This is a genomic window from Enterococcus sp. DIV0210g (assembly GCF_050559705.1).
GTDB classification, from domain to species: Bacteria; Bacillota; Bacilli; order Lactobacillales; family Enterococcaceae; genus Enterococcus_B; species Enterococcus_B faecalis_A.
This window is the reverse complement of the sequence record NZ_CP187903.1, coordinates 1,812,745-1,836,294: the sequence shown is the minus strand read 5'-3', so window position 1 is coordinate 1,836,294 and position 23,550 is coordinate 1,812,745. Positions and strand designations below refer to the sequence as shown.

General features: G+C 30.3%; 14 protein-coding genes and 2 pseudogenes. 14 read left to right on the top strand and 2 right to left on the bottom strand.

The window, feature by feature from the left end; genetic code table 11:
- The first annotated feature begins 35 nt into the window (after positions 1 to 35).
- A protein-coding gene (locus IGI64_RS08920; RefSeq protein WP_430596444.1) for an IS3 family transposase occupies positions 36 to 1,177 on the top strand; the annotation gives its coding sequence in 2 pieces (ribosomal slippage) (positions 36 to 264 and positions 264 to 1,177; 1,143 coding nt in all).
- Positions 1,178 to 1,943: 766 nt separating this feature from the next.
- Here the strand turns inward: IGI64_RS08920 and IGI64_RS08915 are convergent.
- On the bottom strand, positions 1,944 to 3,788 hold the full coding sequence (locus tag IGI64_RS08915; protein ID WP_430596449.1) for a leucine-rich repeat domain-containing protein: 1,845 nt from the start codon (positions 3,786 to 3,788) through the stop codon (positions 1,944 to 1,946).
- 23 nt (positions 3,789 to 3,811) lie between these two features.
- Positions 3,812 to 4,027, bottom strand: coding sequence for a hypothetical protein (locus IGI64_RS08910; RefSeq protein ID WP_088775025.1), 216 nt, complete (start codon positions 4,025 to 4,027; stop codon positions 3,812 to 3,814).
- A gap of 370 nt (positions 4,028 to 4,397) precedes the next feature.
- On the opposite strand from IGI64_RS08910, the gene IGI64_RS08905 reads away from it, so the two are divergent.
- The 13 genes and pseudogenes from IGI64_RS08905 to IGI64_RS08845 form a co-directional block, all read left to right on the top strand.
- Positions 4,398 to 4,970 carry a recombinase family protein gene (locus tag IGI64_RS08905; protein ID WP_088775026.1) on the top strand — a complete coding sequence of 191 codons (573 nt, stop codon included), beginning with the start codon at positions 4,398 to 4,400 and terminating at the stop codon, positions 4,968 to 4,970.
- A 199-nt stretch (positions 4,971 to 5,169) separates the two neighbouring features.
- Positions 5,170 to 5,382, top strand: coding sequence for a hypothetical protein (locus IGI64_RS08900; RefSeq protein ID WP_053108542.1), 213 nt, complete (start codon positions 5,170 to 5,172; stop codon positions 5,380 to 5,382).
- Positions 5,383 to 5,399: 17 nt separating this feature from the next.
- Positions 5,400 to 6,320, top strand: coding sequence for a hypothetical protein (locus IGI64_RS08895; RefSeq protein WP_430596448.1), 921 nt, complete (start codon positions 5,400 to 5,402; stop codon positions 6,318 to 6,320).
- Positions 6,321 to 6,329: 9 nt separating this feature from the next.
- The gene (locus IGI64_RS08890; RefSeq protein ID WP_053108546.1) at positions 6,330 to 6,572 is read left to right on the top strand and encodes a hypothetical protein; all 243 of its coding nucleotides are present in this window, start codon (positions 6,330 to 6,332) and stop codon (positions 6,570 to 6,572) included.
- Between the two features lie 474 nt (positions 6,573 to 7,046).
- Positions 7,047 to 7,316: a hypothetical protein gene (locus tag IGI64_RS08885; protein WP_010829372.1), complete on the top strand. Its 270-nt coding sequence runs from the start codon at positions 7,047 to 7,049 to the stop codon at positions 7,314 to 7,316.
- Positions 7,297 to 9,153, top strand: a complete 1,857-nt coding sequence (locus IGI64_RS08880; protein ID WP_430596447.1) for a hypothetical protein — start codon at positions 7,297 to 7,299, stop codon at positions 9,151 to 9,153. Before IGI64_RS08885 ends, IGI64_RS08880 begins: the two co-directional genes overlap by 20 nt.
- A gap of 2,079 nt (positions 9,154 to 11,232) precedes the next feature.
- Positions 11,233 to 11,409, top strand: coding sequence for a hypothetical protein (locus tag IGI64_RS08875; RefSeq protein WP_430596446.1), 177 nt, complete (start codon positions 11,233 to 11,235; stop codon positions 11,407 to 11,409).
- A 1,043-nt stretch (positions 11,410 to 12,452) separates the two neighbouring features.
- Entirely contained in the window at positions 12,453 to 14,990 is a 2,538-nt protein-coding gene (locus tag IGI64_RS08870; RefSeq protein ID WP_430596445.1) for a DEAD/DEAH box helicase family protein, read from the top strand.
- Between the two features lie 65 nt (positions 14,991 to 15,055).
- Positions 15,056 to 16,197 (top strand): IS3 family transposase gene (locus IGI64_RS08865; RefSeq protein ID WP_430596444.1). Its coding sequence is split into 2 segments (ribosomal slippage): positions 15,056 to 15,284 and positions 15,284 to 16,197, totalling 1,143 coding nucleotides; the frame shifts between segments, so codons are not numbered across the junction.
- Between the two features lie 177 nt (positions 16,198 to 16,374).
- Positions 16,375 to 18,498, top strand: a pseudogene (locus tag IGI64_RS08860) (type ISP restriction/modification enzyme); the annotation flags it as partial.
- Between the two features lie 119 nt (positions 18,499 to 18,617).
- Positions 18,618 to 22,619: a hypothetical protein gene (locus IGI64_RS08855; protein WP_430596443.1), complete on the top strand. Its 4,002-nt coding sequence runs from the start codon at positions 18,618 to 18,620 to the stop codon at positions 22,617 to 22,619.
- A 163-nt stretch (positions 22,620 to 22,782) separates the two neighbouring features.
- Positions 22,783 to 23,067: a hypothetical protein gene (locus tag IGI64_RS08850; protein WP_430596442.1), complete on the top strand. Its 285-nt coding sequence runs from the start codon at positions 22,783 to 22,785 to the stop codon at positions 23,065 to 23,067.
- A gap of 323 nt (positions 23,068 to 23,390) precedes the next feature.
- Positions 23,391 to 23,513, top strand: a pseudogene (locus IGI64_RS08845) (hypothetical protein); the annotation flags it as partial.
- Positions 23,514 to 23,550: the final 37 nt, after the last annotated feature.

The window sequence follows — 23,550 nt, the reverse complement described above, 5'->3', positions numbered from 1 at the left end:
TAGAATTTAACTACTAAGAAAAGGACGTGTCCAAGATGGCAAAAGCCAAGAAAAAATTTGATGAAGACTTTAAGAAGATGATTTTAGATTTAAACCAGTCTGGCCAATCGGTCGAGGAACTGGCAGAGCAATATGGTATCGCTACACAAACGATTTATCGCTGGAAGAAGCTTCATACAAAGAATGAAGCAACCGGCATGACTGAGGCAGAAATCCTAGCAATGAAAAAGGAAATGGCCCGCATGCAGGAGGAAAACACCATCCTAAAAAAGGCTTTAACCATATTCGCTCAAAAGTAAAAACGAGTGATGTCTTCGAATTTATTCAATCAAATGCAAATGATCATGACGTAAAACAGATGTGTACCGTTTTGGAAACACCAAAATCCAGCTACTATGACTGGAAGAAAAAGAAGCCTTCCAAACGCCAATCAGAAAACGAACGCCTAAGCCGCTTGATTTCGGGGATTTACTTTGAAAACAAGGGTATCTATGGTGCGCCCAAAATTCATAAGATTCTTGTTGGCCGCGGCGAAACCTTGTCCCTAAAGCGAGTACAAAAACTGATGAGAAAGTTGGGCTTACGTTCAATCACCCTCAAAAAATACAAGCCTGGCAAGCAAGCGAAAGTTAAAAGTGAAGGACGCAAAAACCTGTTAAACCAAGATTTCACCACTACGTCGATCAATCAAAAATGGGTGACAGATATCACCTATATTCATACCCTAAAAGATGGCTGGACCTACCTCTCCACTATCCAAGACCTCCACACAAAGAAAATCATCGGTTGGAAGTTTGGCAAGCAGATGACCAAAGAATTGGTCATCGAAACCCTTGACCATGCGCTCTTAAACCACATACCCTCCGAGAACCTAGTCATCCACTCAGATTTGGGTTCTCAGTACACCAGCGAAGCCTACGAGGTAAAGCTGAAAGAATTAAACATCCGGCACTCCTTCAGTCGTAAGGGCTGTCCCTACGATAATGCCGGTATCGAATCATTTCACGCATCACTCAAAAAAGAAGAAGTCTATCCATCAAAAGCGTATGAAAACTTTGAAGCCGCTCATTTAGCGTTATTTCAATACATTGAAGGATTTTACAATCGCAAGCGAATCCATAGCAGTATTAATTATTTAACACCAAATCAGATGGAGGAGTTGGCATTGCAGGCATAGTTCCTAGCTGCCACCTACATTTTTTTTGCGAGATTTCCACAGGGCTTCAACTTCATCGCTTCGATCAGCGGTCAAACGGTTTTGGTTTGACGGCTGGTCGAAACGATGAGATACTCGCCCGCCGGAATCTCGAAAAAAACTCTCGCAAATCGTGTCCGAGGTCTTGACTCAAATCCACCCTCCTATAATTTTGTATACATATTTTTTATTTTGTCTATGATTAGAATTGAAGATTTATCCCCACAAGTATCCTCACTAAAGTATCCCTTTCTAAATAGGTGTGTTAGTAGTTTAAAATTTTGTAAAATTTGAATGGGCAGCTGTTTTGAGAATTCTACGGAGGTTTCCATTGGGATTTTTCAAAAATACCCTCAGAATTCCTATAGTTTTCAAAAAGTTCTCACAAAAGTTCTCATTTTGTTATCATCTAACTTCTTGAAAAAAACACTTATGTAGGGTTAATGTAGGGATTGTGTAGGGGATGATTAGTTAATAATGTAGGGTTTATGTAGGTTTTTTACATCATAAAAAAAACTATTAATTCTCGAAACTATCCCTTGGAAGTATCCCAATAATAAAAGTGTCCCAACCCTACATTACCCCTTCATTATAGCATCGATAAATAACAGATGGAAATTTGAACGTTGTGTATAAATCGACTTGACTATAAAAGTGGTGTGTGACAATAATATCGCTCAATGCATGAGCGATACATAGATGTATTTTCCAATTAAAATAGGCATGGGAAGACCCATGCCTATAATTATCACTCCACAATTTCAACATTTTCTAAATTATGTGAAATCAAATTTTTTCCAACTTTGATTGTTTGTGTATGATATGGTGTATTTTTTTTACTTTTATACATTTTTAAACTACTTTTTTTAAATTCAGTTTTTGATTGTGTTCCAAAGGATAAGTTGAATGCATCTGTTCCAATTGTATGCAATTTTTTAGGAACGACAGTAGATATATCTTTAAAATGAGCGTTATAAAAAGCATTTGCACCAATATATTCTATATTTTCATTGAATTTAAATGTTGGTTGAGATTTATAATAGTGAATATAAAAATCATATTTCCAAGACCATCCATTAGGTGCAACTTCTGTCCGAATATATTTTTCACCAATTGAATAATTTCTAAAGCTGTTAGCAAATGCTTTATCCCCAATAAATTTAGTGTTTGTTGGTATTTCAAAATTACCTGTGAATACAGCATTTTCAAATGCACTATTTCCAATATATTCTAAACTATTTGTTAAGTTTAAGGTATATCTTTTATTTACTGACGCAGTAGTTTCTCCATAAGATATTCCCACTTTATCAGTTACAACAACATCACTGTAACTGTTGTAAAACGCATAATTTCCTATGTGTTTTAGATTATCTTTCATTGTTAGATTGCCTTGCATAGTGCTATTATAGAAAGTATAATCCCCAATATGTTCTAATTTCTTAGGTAATATCCAATCCTTATTAATGAATTTACTACTATAAAATGCTTTATCACCAATATATTTTACGCTATCTGGTAAATACAAAACACCTGATAAATTAGAATTTTCAAAAGCATTATCTCCAATGACAATTAATTCTGTGTTGTCTTTCAAATCAAGTTCTGTGAAATTAGAGTTTTTAAAGGCATTGTCACCGATAATTGATATGTTAGATGGGATATTTGGTTTTCCTGTAAATTTAGAATTTTCAAATGCACCATCTGCAATTACAACTCCACCACCAGAATTATATCCATGACTGCTTCCAGAACCACCAGAGGCATTTCCTGAACCATTGCCAGTGCCACCAGAACCACTGTCAGAGCCATTTCTAGAACCTGAACCACCTACTCCTACATTACTTCCAATACCGTTAAAAGAACCTGTAAATTTAGAATTGTGGAAAGCATCTTCTCCAACAAAATCAACATTAGGTAGATTTGGTAAATTCCCTTCAAATTCAGACTCTTTAAAAGCTTTATCCCTAATTTCTTTAATATTAGGCATTTCAGGAAGTTCCCCTGTAAATCTTGAATCTCTTAATGCTTCAATACCAATGATTTCTAACCTTTCTGGAAATCGTGCTTCACCTGAGAAATGTGATTGTTGGAGAGAATAATCATCTAAGATAATCAATTCAGATGGCAATCTCATCACATTATCAAATTTAGCATTTTTAAAAGCAGATATTCCAATGTTTTCTATAGTTAAATTATTACCAACTGTATCTGGGAAACTTATATCTCCAATAAGAGTAGCTCCCAAATCTCCTTCAGAAAATTGGTCTTTATTACCAGAATCAATAATTTCAACATGTCCATTATCTAGTTCTTTGACTAAGACCCATACTTCACTCCATCCTTTATCAGGCGTTGCCTCGCGAATTTTGTAATATGTCCGTTGAATTTTATCCTTCTGATTATCATTAGTTACACTACATTTACCTCCACCAAAACCTGTATTTTTACTAGTTATAGTAAAGGCATCACAATAAATTTTAGCTAATGCAGGTTTCATTGTATCTTTAAATAATACATAACTTGTTAAACAAAATATTCCAAATATAACTAATGCAATAATAACGATAATACCTTGTGAACTACCATTTGTCATAGTTTTTGTAACCTCCTTTTCTTTTAAATTCCTAACTGACCCCTATAATGCTTTTTTATTCCTTCATGTAGTTTTTTTAAACCAGATGAACCTAACGTAAGTTTTCCATGATAGAAATTCAATAAATGTTGATAATGAATATCAGTTTTGTGAGAAATAACGGTAATTGGAATCCCATGTACTTGTTTTAAATAGTCTATCTGTTTCCATAATTGGTTTATTTGTTTATTTATATACATAAATACCTCCTTTTTTGACAGATTTAAAATTATTTATTTGTTATTTTATATCTATATTAATTATATCAAGTGCGTATCTAAATACAATTTTTTAGAACGTGTTTTTTATGACTGGTTACTGTTATGTCAGTGTTTTTTCTGGATTTTATAGGAGTGTAATAAAAAAGTAAAGGGATAACTTGTTTTATAGACAATCATTATTTTTTATGTAATAATATAAGTATACCTTGACGAGAACCATTTGAAATATTCACCTCTATGTGTGATAAAATTTTCATTTACCCTGACTATTTCCCAGTTAGTCGGGGTATTTTTGTATTTAAAATTATTTTTGAATTAAACTAATTAGAAAGAAAGGAGGAAATTTATTATGGCAAAGAGAGTAGGTTATATCCGAACAAGTAAAAATAATCAAAATCTAGGGGTAGAAGTTCAAAAAGAAGCATTTAATCGTTATGTAATTGATTCTTATTTCATTGAACAAATCAGTGGAAGGAAAGAAAATCGTAAAGAATTAAATAGAGCATTGGATATTTTAGAAGCAGGAGATACGTTAATTATTTATAAAATTGATAGGTTAGGTCGTTCTACTAAGCAGTTAGTAAATATCATGAGTGAACTGCAAGAAAAAGGTATCAATTTAATTAGTATTAAAGAAAATATTGATACATCGACACCGATGGGAAAAGTTATTTTTACTATATTATCGGCTATTGCAGAGCTGGAAGCCGATTATATATCTGAACGAACCAAAGAAGCATTGGCAATTTTAAAAGAAAATGGCGTTCAATTGGGCAATAGGGGATTAGACGAACGAACTATCAATAAAATTAAAAAGTTATATGTAGAAACGGATTTAACGCAAAAAGAAATTGCAGAAAAATGTGACGTTTGTATTAAAACAGTATATAATATAAAAAAACGGTATCATTTAACTAGATGATAGCTTCATGATTATATATAATCTGGTATAATAATTGCCGGTAATGAACGTTCGTTTGTTACTGCTGAAGTATAAAAAAATATAAATACATAGCATGGTTGATAACTCTGATGTTTTCTTTTCAGAATTATCAGCTTTTTTTGTTGGTTTTAAACGAACGTTCGATTCATATAATTAAAGAGGAGAAAGGATTGAGAAAATGGCATTAAAAGGTGGTCGTATTTTTCAGGAAATGGTAGAAGTTCCTGATGAGAAAGAAAAAGGGTGTGGATGCATTGCTTGGATAATTTTTGCAGTAATTATCATTGCTGTCGCGATACATGTATTAGATTTTATTTTTCAACATCTGTTTATTTCTTTTTTATTTGTTGCTGGAATAGTGTTTGTGATTAATTTATTTAATAAAAGATAACAGAAGAGGTGAATAAAATGAAAAAATGGATGAAAATTGGAACAGCTTTAATTGGAATTGTTCTGATAAGCGGTGGAACAGGAGCCTATTTATATTCACAAATAAATGAACCAGTGGTAGCAAAAGCAGTTAATAGCAATATTTCGACAATTAAAGAAGAAGCTATTGAAATTGAAAGTAGTTCTAACAGTAATATATCTACAGATTCAACTGAAGAAGTTGAAGAACTAAGTGTAATAGATGAATTTAAACAGCTGAAAAATGATGAAAGTAATTCTCAAATATTATTAGAAAATAAGATAAAAACTGAGGATGATAGGTTCAATACGAATATTGTTGTAAATCAACAAGATATTTATGAAGCTTTTGAGATGGATGGATTAAATGTAGGCACTTTATTTTATAATGGGAATCCTAGTGCTTCAAACCCATTTTTTTATATAGGTAACTCTAAAGCCGAAGTAGTAGAGGTAACAGAAATTGGTTCAAATCAACAAATTGATAGTAGTAAATATGATAAATTTGTGACTCTGCTTTTAAATCAAGGTTCTGGTGAAACAAATTATTATTTAGTAACTCAAAAAGCTGATGAAATAATAATAAGTTTACACACTGTAAAAGACTTGGTAACAGAAGAAAATCGTGTAGAAAAAGCATTACTGGTAGTAAAACCCATCCATTCAAAGCAAGCAACGGATACAAGAGATATAAGTAAAATGTTAAGTAGTCTAGAAAATGAAGAAGCTCCATCGCTTGCGGTTTTAAACAACCAAATGAGTATAAATGGAAAAAATACTTCTCATTTGGATAACGTATATGTCTCACTAACCGATAATAATGAACCTATTTATTTATATAAACAAGCGTTCGATGGAGTGTTAGATGAATTTGAACAATATTTTTTCACTATTGCAATGTTTGACCACTTTTTCATGTAAGGAGAATAGATGAATACTAATCAATTAGCCCAAAAGAAATATGTTCAAAATAAAGTGAAGAAAGTATTTGTTCAAGCGAATGTAACTATTCCTAAAGTAGTAATCAATAAAATAGCTAAGGCTCTATACACGGAATTTACAAATTTATCTATTGAAGAACAAGAGAGAGTATTATTCAGTGAAGAATTAGTAGCTTGTCTTTGGGAGAAACATGTAGTAACAAAAGAAAAAGAATTGTTAGAAGAGATGTGAGTAAAGTCATGTCTCTTTTTTTTACAAAAATCTATCTCAAAAATATTGTCAAAAACCACTTAAAAAATGACCCTTTAAAAAGCCAGTAAAATCAAGGGTTTTCTACTTGTTGACAGAAATGCAAGATTATTGTAATATCAACGATTTTTCAATGAATTTTTGAAAAAACACCTCTCAAACGACACGAAAAAATTTTTGTGGGTAATTCTACGCTTAAATGAATCTGAGAGGTGTTTTTTTAGTATGTAGATATATATATAATTAGAATAAACCTTGATATATCAAGGTTATTAAGTTCTTTTTATCTATTTAAAAAAGTCGTAGAAAAAGGGAGGTTATAAAAGATGATTTTTGATAAAAAGCCACTAATTATTTTTTAGTGTCCGATTGTGACAGAATTACTTTACTTCAGATTGAAATGATGATATAGTCCGGCAACAATGATTAATAAAATAATTAATGGAGGATAAATATATGAATGTAAAAAAATTAACAGAAGAGGAATTGATTGAGAAACAAGAAAAGGTAAAAGCTTTGCTACATATCTTAGATAAAATTTACGGAGTTAAAATGACAGTGTTTTCTAAGGCAATCGGTATTCATAACCAAAACTTGCACAATTTTCGAAAAGGGAGACGTGGATTGACAGAAGAAAAAACTATATTACTAGAAAAAATAATCGTTAGAAAGTATGGTAGATTGTTAATGTTGGAGGATAGTGAGTATGAAAGTGTATTTAAGTAATATTTTAAATAAAGAAAAACCAGACCAATACAAAGTAAAGAAGATTTCTAATACTATTATAAATAATCTAAGACAAATGACTATTCAAGAGTTTGCGGAAGAATTGTCTGTAAATGGAAAAACCGTTGTGTTAGCGGAGTTATCAGAGAATAAGTTATCAAAAATGACACCAATAGTAGGACAAGAAGTTGTAATGTTAGATTTTGATAACAAGGATGAGAATAATTTATATACGATTGAAGATTTAGAAGCCGATTCTTTTATGCAGGAGAATGCTAGTTTTATCTATCGAACATTTAGCGATATATATTCTGAAATTGATAAATTTAGAGTGGTCTTTCATTTAGACAAATTGGTGACTGAGAATCAAGTGATAGAACAGATTTATCAATCTTTATTTAAAAAGTATCCACAAGCAGATAGTAGCGTTGGTCAAACCAATAGATTATTTTTTGGAAGCAATAGTGGCTATGAAGTGATTGATTGGGATAATCGGTTAGATACTACAAAATTAGCAGAGGTAAGAAATACAGATATTTCTAAAGAGGTCAAAGCTATAAGTGGTGAAATGATTGATGATTCTATACCTAATTATGAATTATTAAAATTAGGTAGATTGGATATTGTTAAAAATAAACTAGGAGATAATTATAAACAAGAATTTCCTGATGATTATAATGCAATGAACTACTTCAAAGCATTAGACATGAGAGAGTTTCTTGAATTATCTGAAGAAAATCCATTTTTTGATATTTTCCATAAAGAAGATAATCCTAGTGCAAGTGTGTTTTATGCTGAAGAACATGGGATATATCTATATAAATGTTTTTCTTCCAGCAATAAGTATTGTGGGAATATTATCTCTTTACTGGAGCGTTATTTAAAAATATCTTCAATCGAAGTAGTTAATTTATTAGTAGAACTTACTGGCTCGACTGTAACAAATACTTCACAACTAGGTCAAAGTAAATTTAATGCTCAAAAATTTAAGCGAGAACTACAATCAGGAGAATTAAAACAAACGTATCCTGAACTCTATCAATATTTTAGTAAATATCAAGTTGAAATTCCTATTGTTTTAGACTTTATGTATGATTATGTTTATATGGATGATAATGGTGAACTAAGATATTTAAATTATTACAGCATTAAAAATCTGGCAAAGCAATTAGCTAGAGTAACGAACCAAAAGAAAGTAAGCTTAGATAGGACAAGAAAAATTCTTTATCATATGATTGTTACTGAGATTGTTAAAAAGAAACCAGAAGCAGAAATTCCTAAGGATATATTTAATGGTTTGATACTGGAACAAAAGAAAGATTGCACTAAGCTAAGAACGAGTAACATCTACGAACCAACAAACTTGACGGATGAAAACACAGCAGTTAGTGAAGGAATCGCTAAGGTTTTAAGAGAAAATAAAGTAACAGTCGGTAGTTTAAGTTATGAATTGGTATATAGACTTTTTGGAGAAGAAAAGGCTTATCAGGATTTTCCACAATCTTATAAACCACTTGTTGAACAGAAAAAAATAAAGATGAGTAAAGCAGACAGTAATTTAAGCCAAGCAAGTGAGAAATTGGAAAAAGCTTCAGTTAGAATTATCATGAACGAGATAGAAGAAAAAGGATATGTATACGAAAAGGATGTTATTTCTAAGTTAGCTAAAGCAAGAAGATTAAAGGTTCGTGACACTGCAGAAAGATTTAAGAAACTAAGAGCGGATATATACAATAAATATGGTTTAAATACGTGTAGACTAACTAAAGAATTGTATAATCAATTAGGGATTAAGGAGAAGTATTCATCTAAGAATGTTATATATAAAGTGAATTAGCATATTAGACAGGTAGTGTTTCTATCTGTCTTTTTCTATTAGAAATCATTGATAATAAAGGATTATTTCTATATATTAAGAATATTATCTCTTTTTATATCAATTCAAAATTGCGTATTGAACAAGAAAAATACGTATAGTTTTCCCTAGAAAATACTGGCATAATTGATAGAAATCATTATACACATCTATATAAGATATTCCCTCTAGATGTGTATAATGAGGAGGCTTATAAAAGCCAATAAAATCAATAGAAAACTACGTGTTTTTTCTAAAATCAATACGCACTTTTTATATTCCCTCTAGATGTGTAAAATGGGAAGGTCAAAAAAAGTCAATAGATTCTAGGGTAATTTACCTGTTTTCACACATATCTTTACGCAAAAACTTATTTACACTTGATAATTGTGTGATAAAAATAGCTATAAAACGTTGATATATCAGTGTTTGTATTTTGAGTTCCAGCAAGATTGTATCTTGCTTATTTAATAGGGAGAATTAGGAATAATCTTCTCTTAAATTTCATCTATTTTTTCATTTTTGGGAAAAAGAGGTTAATAAAAGTCAATAAAATCAATAGGTTTTTATCAATTCATTTTAGGGGTATATATTAGTATATTCTATTCTATACCCCTAAAATGAATCTCGATTTTCTCCTAGAAAAATGGGATGTTTTTAAAGGTCTTTTTCAAAAAAATTCTATTTTTTTCTATAATATTATATACCGCTAAAACGAACTGAAATATTTCCCTAGAAGAAAGCGACTTTTGAGCAACTTTATTTTCATTTTTTTGAATTTTTACTATTAAGCATTGATAAATCGGTGGTGTTACCACCGTATTAAACAGAGAATTATAGGTTTAGTCAAATAGCAAAAGTTTGTTTCCTAGAATTTTTAAATATAACAAAATAGTGATAAATCATTTTTATTTTATTTGAATTATGTCTTTTTTGGAAAACCACCTAGAACCATCTATATATCAATAATATATCATTAATGATATATATTGTTTCCTTTAAAGTATTTGGGTATTTAAATAACATGTAGTGGATTTTAAATAGTCTGTTTTTTCTTCTGATAGCTTTTAAAATCACTTTCGATAAATTATATGAAAAATTTTAAAATCGCTTAGAACGCATTATAGGCAGCATAGAATTGAATTTGGTATTTAAGAAGATGATTGGGAATTGAAAAATTTCTATAAGGGCTTCTGAGGCTAGTATTTTAAATCGCAGGAACTTTGAGTTACCTATGGATTTTACTTGTAGGAATTTTAGATTTTAGTAATTAGTTTAAAACGTTGATATATCAATGTTCAATATGATTTCTGTAAAAATATATATTAAAAAACACCTCTCAGATAAAAGTTAGTGAGTAATTCCCCACATTTTTTTCTTCGTTGCATCTGAGAGGTATTTTTGGAAAAATACATTGAAAAATCGTTGATGTTACAGTAAGTTTGTATTTCTGTCAACAAGTATAAAACCCTTGATAAATAAGGCTTTTTTGAGGGTCATTTTTTAAGTGATTTTTATCATAAAATTTGAGATAAAAAAGAATCATAATTTTGATGTTTGGGTACGCTAAGGAGTATTTGCCAATACTTTCATAATAGTCGGTTGCAGATTTGTTTGAAAATCAATAGCTTCAGTAAAGAAATGAAAATGTTAAATCATGTTATTGTTGATACTGAGAATTGAACGATTATAATTTGAAGAAATTTCCAATCTACCAGTTTTTAGAAAATACTTTTTAATTTTAAGAGGTTTGAAAATAGAGGCAATGCTTTTTTTGGTGTTATGATATTCATAATGTCCTCTAAGTAATTTTCTTTTTTATATCAGATGAATTTCCGTTAGGAATTGATTAATATACGTTTGTTGAAAGGAATAAAACACCCTTTACTTTTTTATTAAATATAACAAATAATTAGATTTATATAAATAAGTAAAGTTAGATGTGAAGTGTTGATACGACAGTTAAAATTGCAATTTAAAAATGACGATGATACTATAAAAATATAACATGAATATTCATTATTCTTGTATAAAATTTTATATTAAAGGAGGTCATTTTTCATGACAGATGGAGCTTCACAAGGACTTTTTGTAATCGTAGCGGTGGTAATTTTTGGTATTTTTGTATTAATCGCATATATTTTATTTAGAGATACTTTACAACCTAAATTAACTGAAATATTCAGTAAAGCAACAACTGATGCAGGAGCAAGCTTGAATTATAAAACTGCAGGTTAAAAAATGTTCTACAAATTTGCAATGTAAGAAATAGGATGTTATCTTATTTATAGAGATGCGAAACAAAAAAAGTCATATTTAAATTAAGAGAACAGTCTAGTCCACTGTTCTCTTTCCTTTTGGGCGAGTAGATTTTTCTACTTGCCTTTTTTGTATAGTATTGAAAAAGAAATATTAAAATTAAACCAACAGCTATAGATTTTAAAAATTGAATAAAAATATAATTAATAGCAAAATGATACATGAAATTTGAAAAATCTTAAAATACATTATAGGTAATATAGAATTGAACCTAAAGCTAGGAAGTAAGTTTTTTCTTGTTATTTAAAACGTTGATTTATCAACGATTATTTAAGCAGATATAAATAGTTTATATAAAAAACACCTCCCAGATAACTTTAAGTGTAGAATTACCCATAAAAATTTCTTCGTTGTATCTGACAGGTGTTTTTTGAAAAATAGTGCTTTAAAACGTTGATATAACAACAATCTGTTGATTTTGTCAACAAGTAGAAAACCCTTGATTTTATTGACTTTTTCAAGTGTCATTTTTTAAGTAGTTTTTATCATAAAATTTGAGATAAAAATACTTATTAGTCCTGATGGAGATAAAATATTAAGAGCATTTGTCTTTCTAAATTGAAATGAGTAAAGAAATATTTGATTGAATAGAAAAATCGTATTTTTTTATTGACTATAGCAACGTTGAATGATGGTCTTCAGAACCATCAAAATGAATGGAGACTATTATTATGAATTGAATGCGTCACTGTTATTACAAGTAATCTAAGCTATAAACAAGCTATTTTCACCTTACTAGCATTAGAGGCATTGTCTAACGATTGTGTGGGGAATCAGGTATATCGAGATACTGTGCAGAATATTATTCATCAAACAATAAATAGTTCAGAAATGGAATTGACTATTATTGAAAGTTTTCCAGAAATTGAAACTTAGTCTGCTTTAGACTAGGTTTTTTTATATCCCTAATTAAGTTGAAAGCTGTTATAATTAGGTAGAATATTTTACGAAGGAGAAAAATAATGACATTTGATGAACTTATTCAATTAGCAAGGGAACAATCAAGTGAGATTCAAAGAGATAAGGGAACTCTTTTTGAAAAAATCGCACAAATTTATTTCAAAAATGAACCAACATACAAAAATTTATTTTCAGATGTTTGGTTATTAAATGAAGTTCCAGAAGAATATGCAATCCCCAAAAAAGATACAGGGGTTGATTTAGTAGCAAGAAATGAAGCAACAGGGGATTTAACTGCTATTCAAGCCAAATTTTATGACAATAAAATATATAAAAGACATATTGATTCATTTTTAGCTGAACTTGGGAAGTCTTATTATTCTGATGGAATTATTGTTTATTCATTAGATTCATTGAGTAGTAATGCGGATGAAGCGATTAATCAATTATCAAAACCAGTGGCACAGATTGGTTTGAGTGATTTGAGAAATAGTCGAATTGATTGGGAATCTTTTATTCCAAGTAGTTCAAATGAAGTAAAAGTAAAGAATGTGAAGAAAACTAGACCTTACCAAAATGATGCCATTAATTTAACCATGGATTACTTTAAAGAAAATGACCGTGGGCAATTAATTATGGCACCGGGAACAGGGAAAACGTTTACTAGTTTAAAATTAGTTGAAAAGATGGCTAAACAAACGAATAAAGCAACCTTTAATGTTTTATATTTAGTGCCAAGTATCCAATTATTAAGTCAAACGTTGATTGGTTGGAATAATGATACGGAACTAAGTATGCATTCATTTGCTGTGACAAGTGATAGAAATGCTTCTAAAAAGAAGAATGCTGATGAATTATCTGCTAAAGATATTGGTTTTCCTGCGACCACAGATTCAGATAAATTACTATCTAACTATAAAAAAATAGAGAATAATCAACGAGATTTAACGGTTGTGTATTCTACTTACCAATCTATTGAAGTTCTACATGAAGCACAAGAAAAAGGGTTTCCTGAATTTGATATTGTCATTTGTGATGAAGCACATAGAACAACAGGTGCCAAAGCATTAGGAGAAGAAGCAAGCGTATTTACAAGAGTTCATAATAATAACTATATCAAAGCAAACAAACGATTGTATCAAACAGCAACACCTAAAATTTACGGAACAGATGCAAAACAAAAAGCAGAAGATTCTAGCATTGTCTTATCATCGATGGACAATAAGGACATTTATGGAGAAGAAATTTTCCGATTAGGGTTTGGACAAGCAGTTTCAAATGATATTTTAACTGATTATAAAGTAATGGTCTTAGCAGTCGATGAAAAGGTTATTCAAAAAGACATGCAAAGAGTCTTATCTGATAGTGAAAATGGTTTAGATATTGATGATGTTTCTAAATTAATCGGTGTTTGGAACGGATTAATGAAAAGAAGCAGTGTAGATAAAGATGCTGTTTTTGAAGGAAAACCTATGCAGAGAGCTATTTCTTTCATTAATACCATAAATAATTCAAAGAAAATTTCTTCTCAATTCAATGAAGTAGTCAATGAATACCTAGATGGAAATGAGAGTATTCAGCAATCAATAAATGTTAGACATGTAGACGGTATGATGAACACCTTAGAAAAGAAAGAAGCGTTAGATTGGTTATCAGAAGATTTTGCAGAAGATGAAACACGAGTGTTATCTAATGTGAAATTTTTGACAGAAGGAATTGACGTTCCTAATCTAGATGCAGTGATTTTTCTAGCACCTAAGAAATCACAAGTAGATATTGTCCAAGCAGTTGGTCGAATCATGCGGAAATTTAAAGACAAAGAGTATGGTTACATTATACTACCTATTGTTATTCCTGAAGGGACAACCCCAGAATCAATTTTGGATAACAATAAAAAATATGAAGCGGTTTGGCAAATTTTAAATGCGTTGCGTTCAGTGGATGAACGTTTTTCAGCTATGATTAATAAACTGGAATTAAACAGAAAAAAACCTGAAAATATGGATGTTATCGGTATAGGTGAAGCCCCATCAGTTGAAGATGTAGAAAACTCTTCAAAAGGCAATGATAATGAACAATCCTCTTATCAAACCGCTTTAGAGTTAGATTGGGGAGAAATCGAGAATGCTATTTATGCAAAAGTTGTCAAAAAGGTAGGAGATAGAAGATACCTTGAAGATTGGTCAGAAGATGTTGCGAAAATAGCACAACGTCATATTGAACAAATAACCATTATGATTAGTGATGAAAATTCTCAAACTGCCATTGAATTTGATAAGTTTTTGAAGAGTTTACAACATAATATCAATGAAAGTATTGATGAAAAACAAGCAATTGAAATGTTAGCTCAACACCTAATTACTGCTCCTATTTTTGAAGCTCTTTTTGGAGAGTATAGCTTTGTGAATAACAATCCTGTTTCAGAAGCAATGGATAAAATCGTAGAAGAATTATCAAAATTTGGTGGATTTAATAAAGAACAAGATGAATTAAAAGAATTTTATGATTCTGTAAAATTACGTGCTGAAGGTATTGACAATGCAGAAGCAAAACAAAAAATCATTATTACTTTATACGATAAATTCTTCTCTAAAGGGTGATGTTAAGATGATTTCATGGACACGATTTGGTAGAATTTAACTACTAAGAAAAGGACGTGTCCAAGATGGCAAAAGCCAAGAAAAAATTTGATGAAGACTTTAAGAAGATGATTTTAGATTTAAACCAGTCTGGCCAATCGGTCGAGGAACTGGCAGAGCAATATGGTATCGCTACACAAACGATTTATCGCTGGAAGAAGCTTCATACAAAGAATGAAGCAACCGGCATGACTGAGGCAGAAATCCTAGCAATGAAAAAGGAAATGGCCCGCATGCAGGAGGAAAACACCATCCTAAAAAAGGCTTTAACCATATTCGCTCAAAAGTAAAAACGAGTGATGTCTTCGAATTTATTCAATCAAATGCAAATGATCATGACGTAAAACAGATGTGTACCGTTTTGGAAACACCAAAATCCAGCTACTATGACTGGAAGAAAAAGAAGCCTTCCAAACGCCAATCAGAAAACGAACGCCTAAGCCGCTTGATTTCGGGGATTTACTTTGAAAACAAGGGTATCTATGGTGCGCCCAAAATTCATAAGATTCTTGTTGGCCGCGGCGAAACCTTGTCCCTAAAGCGAGTACAAAAACTGATGAGAAAGTTGGGCTTACGTTCAATCACCCTCAAAAAATACAAGCCTGGCAAGCAAGCGAAAGTTAAAAGTGAAGGACGCAAAAACCTGTTAAACCAAGATTTCACCACTACGTCGATCAATCAAAAATGGGTGACAGATATCACCTATATTCATACCCTAAAAGATGGCTGGACCTACCTCTCCACTATCCAAGACCTCCACACAAAGAAAATCATCGGTTGGAAGTTTGGCAAGCAGATGACCAAAGAATTGGTCATCGAAACCCTTGACCATGCGCTCTTAAACCACATACCCTCCGAGAACCTAGTCATCCACTCAGATTTGGGTTCTCAGTACACCAGCGAAGCCTACGAGGTAAAGCTGAAAGAATTAAACATCCGGCACTCCTTCAGTCGTAAGGGCTGTCCCTACGATAATGCCGGTATCGAATCATTTCACGCATCACTCAAAAAAGAAGAAGTCTATCCATCAAAAGCGTATGAAAACTTTGAAGCCGCTCATTTAGCGTTATTTCAATACATTGAAGGATTTTACAATCGCAAGCGAATCCATAGCAGTATTAATTATTTAACACCAAATCAGATGGAGGAGTTGGCATTGCAGGCATAGTTCCTAGCTGCCACCTACATTTTTTTTGCGAGATTTCCACAGGGCTTCAACTTCATCGCTTCGATCAGCGGTCAAACGGTTTTGGTTTGACGGCTGGTCGAAACGATGAGATACTCGCCCGCCGGAATCTCGAAAAAAACTCTCGCAAATCGTGTCCGAGGTCTTGACTCAAATCCAGGGTTCAAAGAGACTACACAACGGTTAGGTATAGTCTTTACTCCTGTGGAAGTTGTTGACTTTATTGTTAAATCAGTCGATGATGTGTTAAAAAAACACTTTGGAAAAGCCATTGAAGATGAAGGAGTTCATATTTTAGACCCATTTACAGGAACAGGAACATTTATTGTTCGAACTTTACACTATTTAAAAGATAAGTTAGCGAATGGAGAAATAACTTTAGCTGATATTACAAGAAAATATACACAAGAATTACACGCAAATGAAATTGTATTGTTAAGTTACTATATTGCAGCAATTAATATCGAATCAACCTTTGCAGAGATTAATCACGAAGAATACGAACCTTTTGAAGGAATAGTATTGACTGATACGTTTGAATCAACGGAACAAGAAGATACCTTAGATGATTCGTTCTTTGGAACAAATGATGAACGGTTGAAACGTCAACAAGAAGTTCCAATTACTGCGATAATCGGGAATCCTCCTTATTCCGTAGGGCAATCTGATGCAAATGATAATAATAAAAATATAGAATATATAAATTTAAATCAACGTATTGAGGAAACTTATAGTAGATATTCTGATGCTAATTTAAATAAAGGCTTATATGATTCTTATATACAAGCTATTCGATGGTCAAGTGACCGATTATCAGGGAAAGGTGTTATTGGTTTTGTATCAAATGCCTCTTTTATTGATTCCCAAACTACTGATGGATTGAGAAAATGTCTTTATGAGGAATTTAATTATTTGTATATCTTTAATTTGCGTGGAGACCAAAGAACACAAGGGGAGACATCTCGTAAAGAAGGTGGGAAAATATTTGGTTCAGGTAGCAGAACACCAATTGCAATTAGTATTCTGGTAAAAGATGGTAGTGATAAACACGAAATTCAATATTTTGATATTGGTGATTATCTTACTAGGGAAGAGAAACTTAATATAGTGAATGTTAAAGAGTCTATAAATAATATAGAATGGAAAGAAATAATTCCAGATAAACATAACGATTGGATTAATCAAAGAGATGAGAACTATTCTAGTTATCCAAAAATGGCAGGAGAGATTTTTGAAGATTGGGCAGTAGGAATCAGCACAAATAGGGATTCATGGGTAATTAGTTTTAGTAAAGAAAATTTAGTTAAAAATGTTCAGCGAATGATTGAAAAGTATGAAACTGAACGTAATAATTTGAAATTAAATGATTCAACTGTAGATATTGATAGAGATAGTAGTAAAATTAAGTGGTCATCTGGTTTAATTGATAAATTAAATAAGCAGGTATCAATTGAATTTAACGATAGTCATCTTCAATTAATACAATATAGACCTTTTACTAAAAAATATATTTATTATGAAAACAATTTAGTAGAAAGACCGGGCAAATATCGCAACTGGGAAAAGGGAAATCCGATAATTTTTGTTACAGGTAAAGGAGCCAAGAGAGAATTTTCTACAGAGGTCATAGATTTAATACCTAGTTTAGATTTAATGGAGAAAGGACAGGGTTTCTATCAATGGCATTTAAACGAAGGAAATCTTCTTTTGGAAAAAAGCGATAATATTAATGGTACAAAGTTTGGGTTGTCAACTGAAGATACTTTTTATTATATTTATGGATTGTTACATTCAAAAGCTTATCGAGAAACTTATGCGAGTGATTTAAAAAAGGAACTTCCTCGTATACCAAAGGTTAGAAACAAAGAAAAATATGTTGAAATTGGCAGAAAATTAGCTGATTTACACTTAAATTATGAAGATGTTCCTGCATATGACGGTGTAAATATAATCTTTAAGTCAGATAATCCAAGTTTTAAAGTGAAGAAGATGAAACATCCTAGACGTGGACAACTAGATACCATTATTTTTAATGAAGATATTGTGATAACAGATATTCCTGAACGTGCATACGAATATGTTGTGAATGGAAAACCTGCTATTGAGTGGATTATTGACCAATATCAAGTGAAAAAAGATAAAAAATCTGGGATAGTTGATGACCCTAATGAGTTCTCAGATAATCCAAAATATATATTTAATCTATTGTTGTCTATTATTAATGTATCTATGCAAACAATGGATTTAGTAGAAAGTTTACCTCCTTTGGAGATAATTGTCTAAAGTTTAAATAGTTACAATAAGAAGTCTTTAATTAGGCTTTTTATTGTATAGAGTGATTTGATACGAAATACCTTTACATCAAAATTTAGAGTTATCATAAATAAAGGATGTGTAAAAAATTGTTAGAAAAATTAAGAAAAACTTTTTGGACATCATACTTAATTGTTATAAATCAAATAATTGATTGGTTTAAAGCAAAGTCGAATAAAATTGAAGAAAAAAATAATGCTGGAAAATTTATTCAAAGTAGTTTATCTCCAAAGATTTTAAAAGGTATAGAGTTAGAACGAATAATGCCATATATTAAGCGAATTCATGATGGTGTTAAAAATCCTGATGTAACTAATATTGCTTTAATGGGGAGTTATGGTTCAGGAAAGAGTACGATAATAAAGAATTTTGAATTTCTTTATCCTAATTATAAAGTTTTGAATTTATCATTGGGTTCCTATTCTAAACAAGAATTGGAAAATCAAGAGGCGAATGCAGAGGAAACTGATAATATTGATGATTTGAATGAAAAATTAGAAAATAGCTTGGTAAAACAAATGATTTATAGAGAAAAAAATTCTAAGTTACCATATTCACGTTTCAAAAAAATCAATCATATTTCGAGTAGAAAAAAGATTTTATTATACTTCCTTTTTTTGTCATCACTAATAAGTTTTTTTTATTTAAAAGATTACCTAAATTTAAAAAAAATAGTTTTGAGTAATTTCGAAGAAATCGCCAGTAACACTGAGTCTCTTGACTTGATTTTGTATTGCTTCCTAATAGTCAGCATTAGTATTTTATTTTTTCAAATCTTTCAGACAGTTTTGAAACAATTCAAACTTTCAAAACTAAACTTTGCTAATGTTTCAATTGAAGAGGACAAAAATAATTTTTCTTATTTTAACAAATATATAGATGAGATTTTATATTATTTTGAAACGAATAAGTTCGATGTGGTGGTTATAGAAGATGTTGACAGATTTAAAAGTATTCGAGTATTCGAGCATTTAAAGGAACTTAATCTACTTCTAAACAATTCAAAACAAATCAGTCGGGAAATCACATTTATATATGCTGTGAAAGAGGATATATTTTCAAATTCAAAAGAAGATATTGAGGAACATGAATCAGAAATTAGAACGAAATTTTTTGAACTAATTATTCCGATAATACCAGTCGTAGATACGTTTAATTCAAGAGAATATCTAGTACCTATGATGAAAGAGAAGTCAGTGACGAATTTAGATGGAAACTTCGAGAACTTTTTGAAAGACATCTCCTTATATATTTCAGATTTGAGGTTGTTGACAAATATCGTTAATGAGTTTTTTACTTATTTAGATATACATGGAAGTTTATCTAGAAGCATGAACAAAGAAGCTTTATTTTCAATAATAGCGTTAAAAAATCTAGTCCCTTCTGCATTTACAGAATTACAAAAGTCACAAGGTTTTATCTATGAAATAATTGTTCAGGGTAAATTTGATGGTGAATTAATTAGAGGAGTAAAAGAAGATTTAACAATAATTGAAGCTGAATTTAAAAAAATCGAGGAACAAATAAATGTAGATAAGTTATCTGAAATAAAGAAATTTTTATTTGACCAAGGATTCTCTAGAAATGATAGGATAATAATCAATGAACAATATAGAAATCTAACAGATTTAGATATGACATTTATTGATTATATTTTAGATAACGATGAAGAGGATATTAGTTTCAATTCCCCATATCGAGGAACATATACAATTCCAAAAAACAGTTTTATTCACATATCAAAAGAAAAAGATTCAATTTTAAAAGCAAGAATGGAAAAACAACAGGAAGAGTATGATTTAAAGAGAAATGAGTTAAATACTTTCATCAGGGCATCTTTGAAACAAAAAATAAAAAAGTATCCTGAGTTAGTAAAATTAATATATGCAGAAATGACAAAAGAAAAATACGACAATAAAGATAAGGATTTTATTCTGTATATTTTATCTAATGGTTATTTAGCCGAAGACTACTCATCGTATTTATCCATTTTTTATGAAAAAAGCATGACTATTGATGATAAAAATCTATTAGTTAAATTGAAATCTAATCAAAGTGTTGAATTTAATGAAAAACTTGATAATCCAGAAGGATTTGTTAGTGAACTTTTACCACAAGATTTTGAAAAGCAGGGAATACTTAACATCAATGTTTTGAAGTACCTATTTTCTAATAACTTTAAAGATAAACATAAGATTCGTGAAGCAGTTTTAGAAAAAATCTTTATTCAAGAAGAAGATTTATATTTAGAAAATTTGAAAATAATTTTAGCTGAAGATAAATTGAATATCGCTAATTTAGCTTTTGAATTATTAAGAAAATATTCGAATGATTTTATAGAAAAATGCAATGCTTCAGAAAAGAACCGATTGATTGATTTGATTTTTTATGCTTGTTTAGGTGATATAACTCTATACTATGGGAAAGATAATAGAAAGAATCTATTGTTACAGGTATTAAGTAAGTATAAGCCAGTTTATGAAGGTAATGAAGAGTTTGAAGGCGATGAAGATGCGTCTGACTATGTATTCTTAATAAGAGAAAACATTTTAAATAGACCTAATTTCTTTATAGAAATTGAAGACTATGTAGAGTCTAATACCATTATGGAAGTCTTATCTGAACATAATGAAGAGACATTTCAATCTGCGAAAATCTATTTTAATGATATAGAATTAGATAACTTGTCTGAAGAACAATATGATAAATTTATTCAATGTGAATTGTATAGATATGATAAAAATATGTTTTCTAAAATTTTAAACTACAAAAATTCAGATGAATTAAAAGCGGTCTCTTACGCAAATATATTAAATTCTAAGATAGATAATTTAATCAGAGATACGAATACAAACTTAGAGTATTTTGTAGATGAAGTTCTATTTTCATTAGACGAATTATTTGAAACCGAGGGAAGTTTTTTAAGTCTATTAAATTCCCAAAAACTTAATAAACTAGATATTAAGACAAACCTAATAAATAAATCGAATATTACAGTAGAAAAAATTAACCAAGTAACGGATTCTTCGCTTTGGGAAACATTATTAGAGAAGAGAAAATGTAGTATCACATGGGAAAATATAGAAGACTATTATGAAAATGGAGAAATTGATTTATCTGTTATAAACTCAATATTCACTAATCAGAATGAAGTGATTTCTCTTAAAAAACAATATGATAAATCTGATTCAAAAGATAAATTAAAAGTATTGCTTAAAAAGATGGTTGATAATAAAGCGATAGGTATTACAGAGGATAATATTGAACTACTAGGGATTACAACATATGATGCAGGCAATCTTTCAAGTCAAAGCACTCATATTTTAGCTAGAAATAATTTAATTGATTTTAATATAGAAAATGTTAGTAAGTTTAAGGAAGATGGTGTTATTGTCGAGGTAGTACTTAATCATCCTAATGACTTTCTAGAAAATTTTTCTGAGATTGACTTGTCAGAAGATGAAATGCTTTCTCTCATAAAGAATTGGAAACTTGAATCAATTAAAGAGTTGCTAAGTATTATTGTTAATGAAGAATCAGATGAGTTTTTCAAAAATACTAAATTATTGGATATTCTGTTCGAAAGAGGAATTTCTTCTGATGATACACTGTTTGTAAAATTGCTTGAGAATATAAATGTTGAATACTTAAAAGAATATTTTATCTTTAACTTAAAAGATAGGACATTAAGTAAATCAACAATTGAACAAACGCTTAATTTATTCTTAGAGAATAATATTACTGATTTTTCAATAGAAGAATATGATTGTATATTTGACAATTTGTCAAATACGGAACTATTCGTTGGTTTAGTCAATAATCTTTTCAAAAATAAAAAGTTGAATGAGATTTCTATAAAAAATATAACATATTGGCTGGGAACACAGAACAAACCAATCTCTGAATTGACTATTGATGAAAATGGAAAAAATAAATCAGTTGAAATAGAAAATACACCTCAAAATGTAGAGCTAGTGAATAATTTAGATAACATTGGCATAGTATCTACTTTTTACGAAAAAGAAGGTTCCATTATAAAGGTGAACATGCGAAGAAAAGTACCAAAAGAGCTAAAAACAGAATTATTATGACACAATTCAGCATAAAAACTGGAAGAAAGAATTTGAATAATAGTAAAAATAAAGAAATAGGGAAGTTCATTGATTCTGGAATAAATACGGATTTATCTAAAAGATTATAAACTTTAGAGGAATTGAAAGAAGTATTCTTGAAAACAGATTGGAGTAGATAAGTTTGAATATCCAAAAAGCATTAATCGAGCTAACGATAAATGGAGTGGTTAGTTGTAAACAGCTTGCTGATTTTTATGAAGCTTACCACAAAAATAAAGAATTTAAGGATGCAGTTGATTTTCTAAGTGGAAGTATTGTAATAGATATGGGGCAATTAAAAGATGAACTGTATGCTTCTGAAGATTCACATGAGTTAGGTGCTGTGGAATATATGCAAAAACATTATCCTTCAGCAATCTTATTGATAGATTTAATTCCTAAAAATAAGAGAAAATTTATTCACTAGTTACTTGGAATGTTCAAATCTCTAATATAAAAAATATTAATTAGTTATGCACAAGTTTCCAGTATTGCAAAGTAGAAACAGTAATTTTTATGTTTCTACTATTATATACTGGAAAATCTAGACATCGTTTGATAAGATGCTAGAGACATAAGAAATGCAACCTAAAGATTGTAGATAGCTGACCAGTATTTATGATTTCTCGATTGAAAATGCTGATTTATCAGCATTTATTGAGAAGAAGAGCAAAAGAAAGTTTTAAGTGCTGTTGCAACGAACCGCTGGTGAAATCAAGGGGAATAACTTGCGAAGCAACGTTATTCGATGGTTCTTTATCACGTACTGACCGTATTGCTAAATACAACCAATTACTACGTATTGAAGACCAACTTGGTGAAGTTGCAGAATACAAAGGTTTGAAATCATTCTACAACTTGAAAAACAAATAATCGATCACTGATCGATTGATGTTTGAAGCTGTGAGGA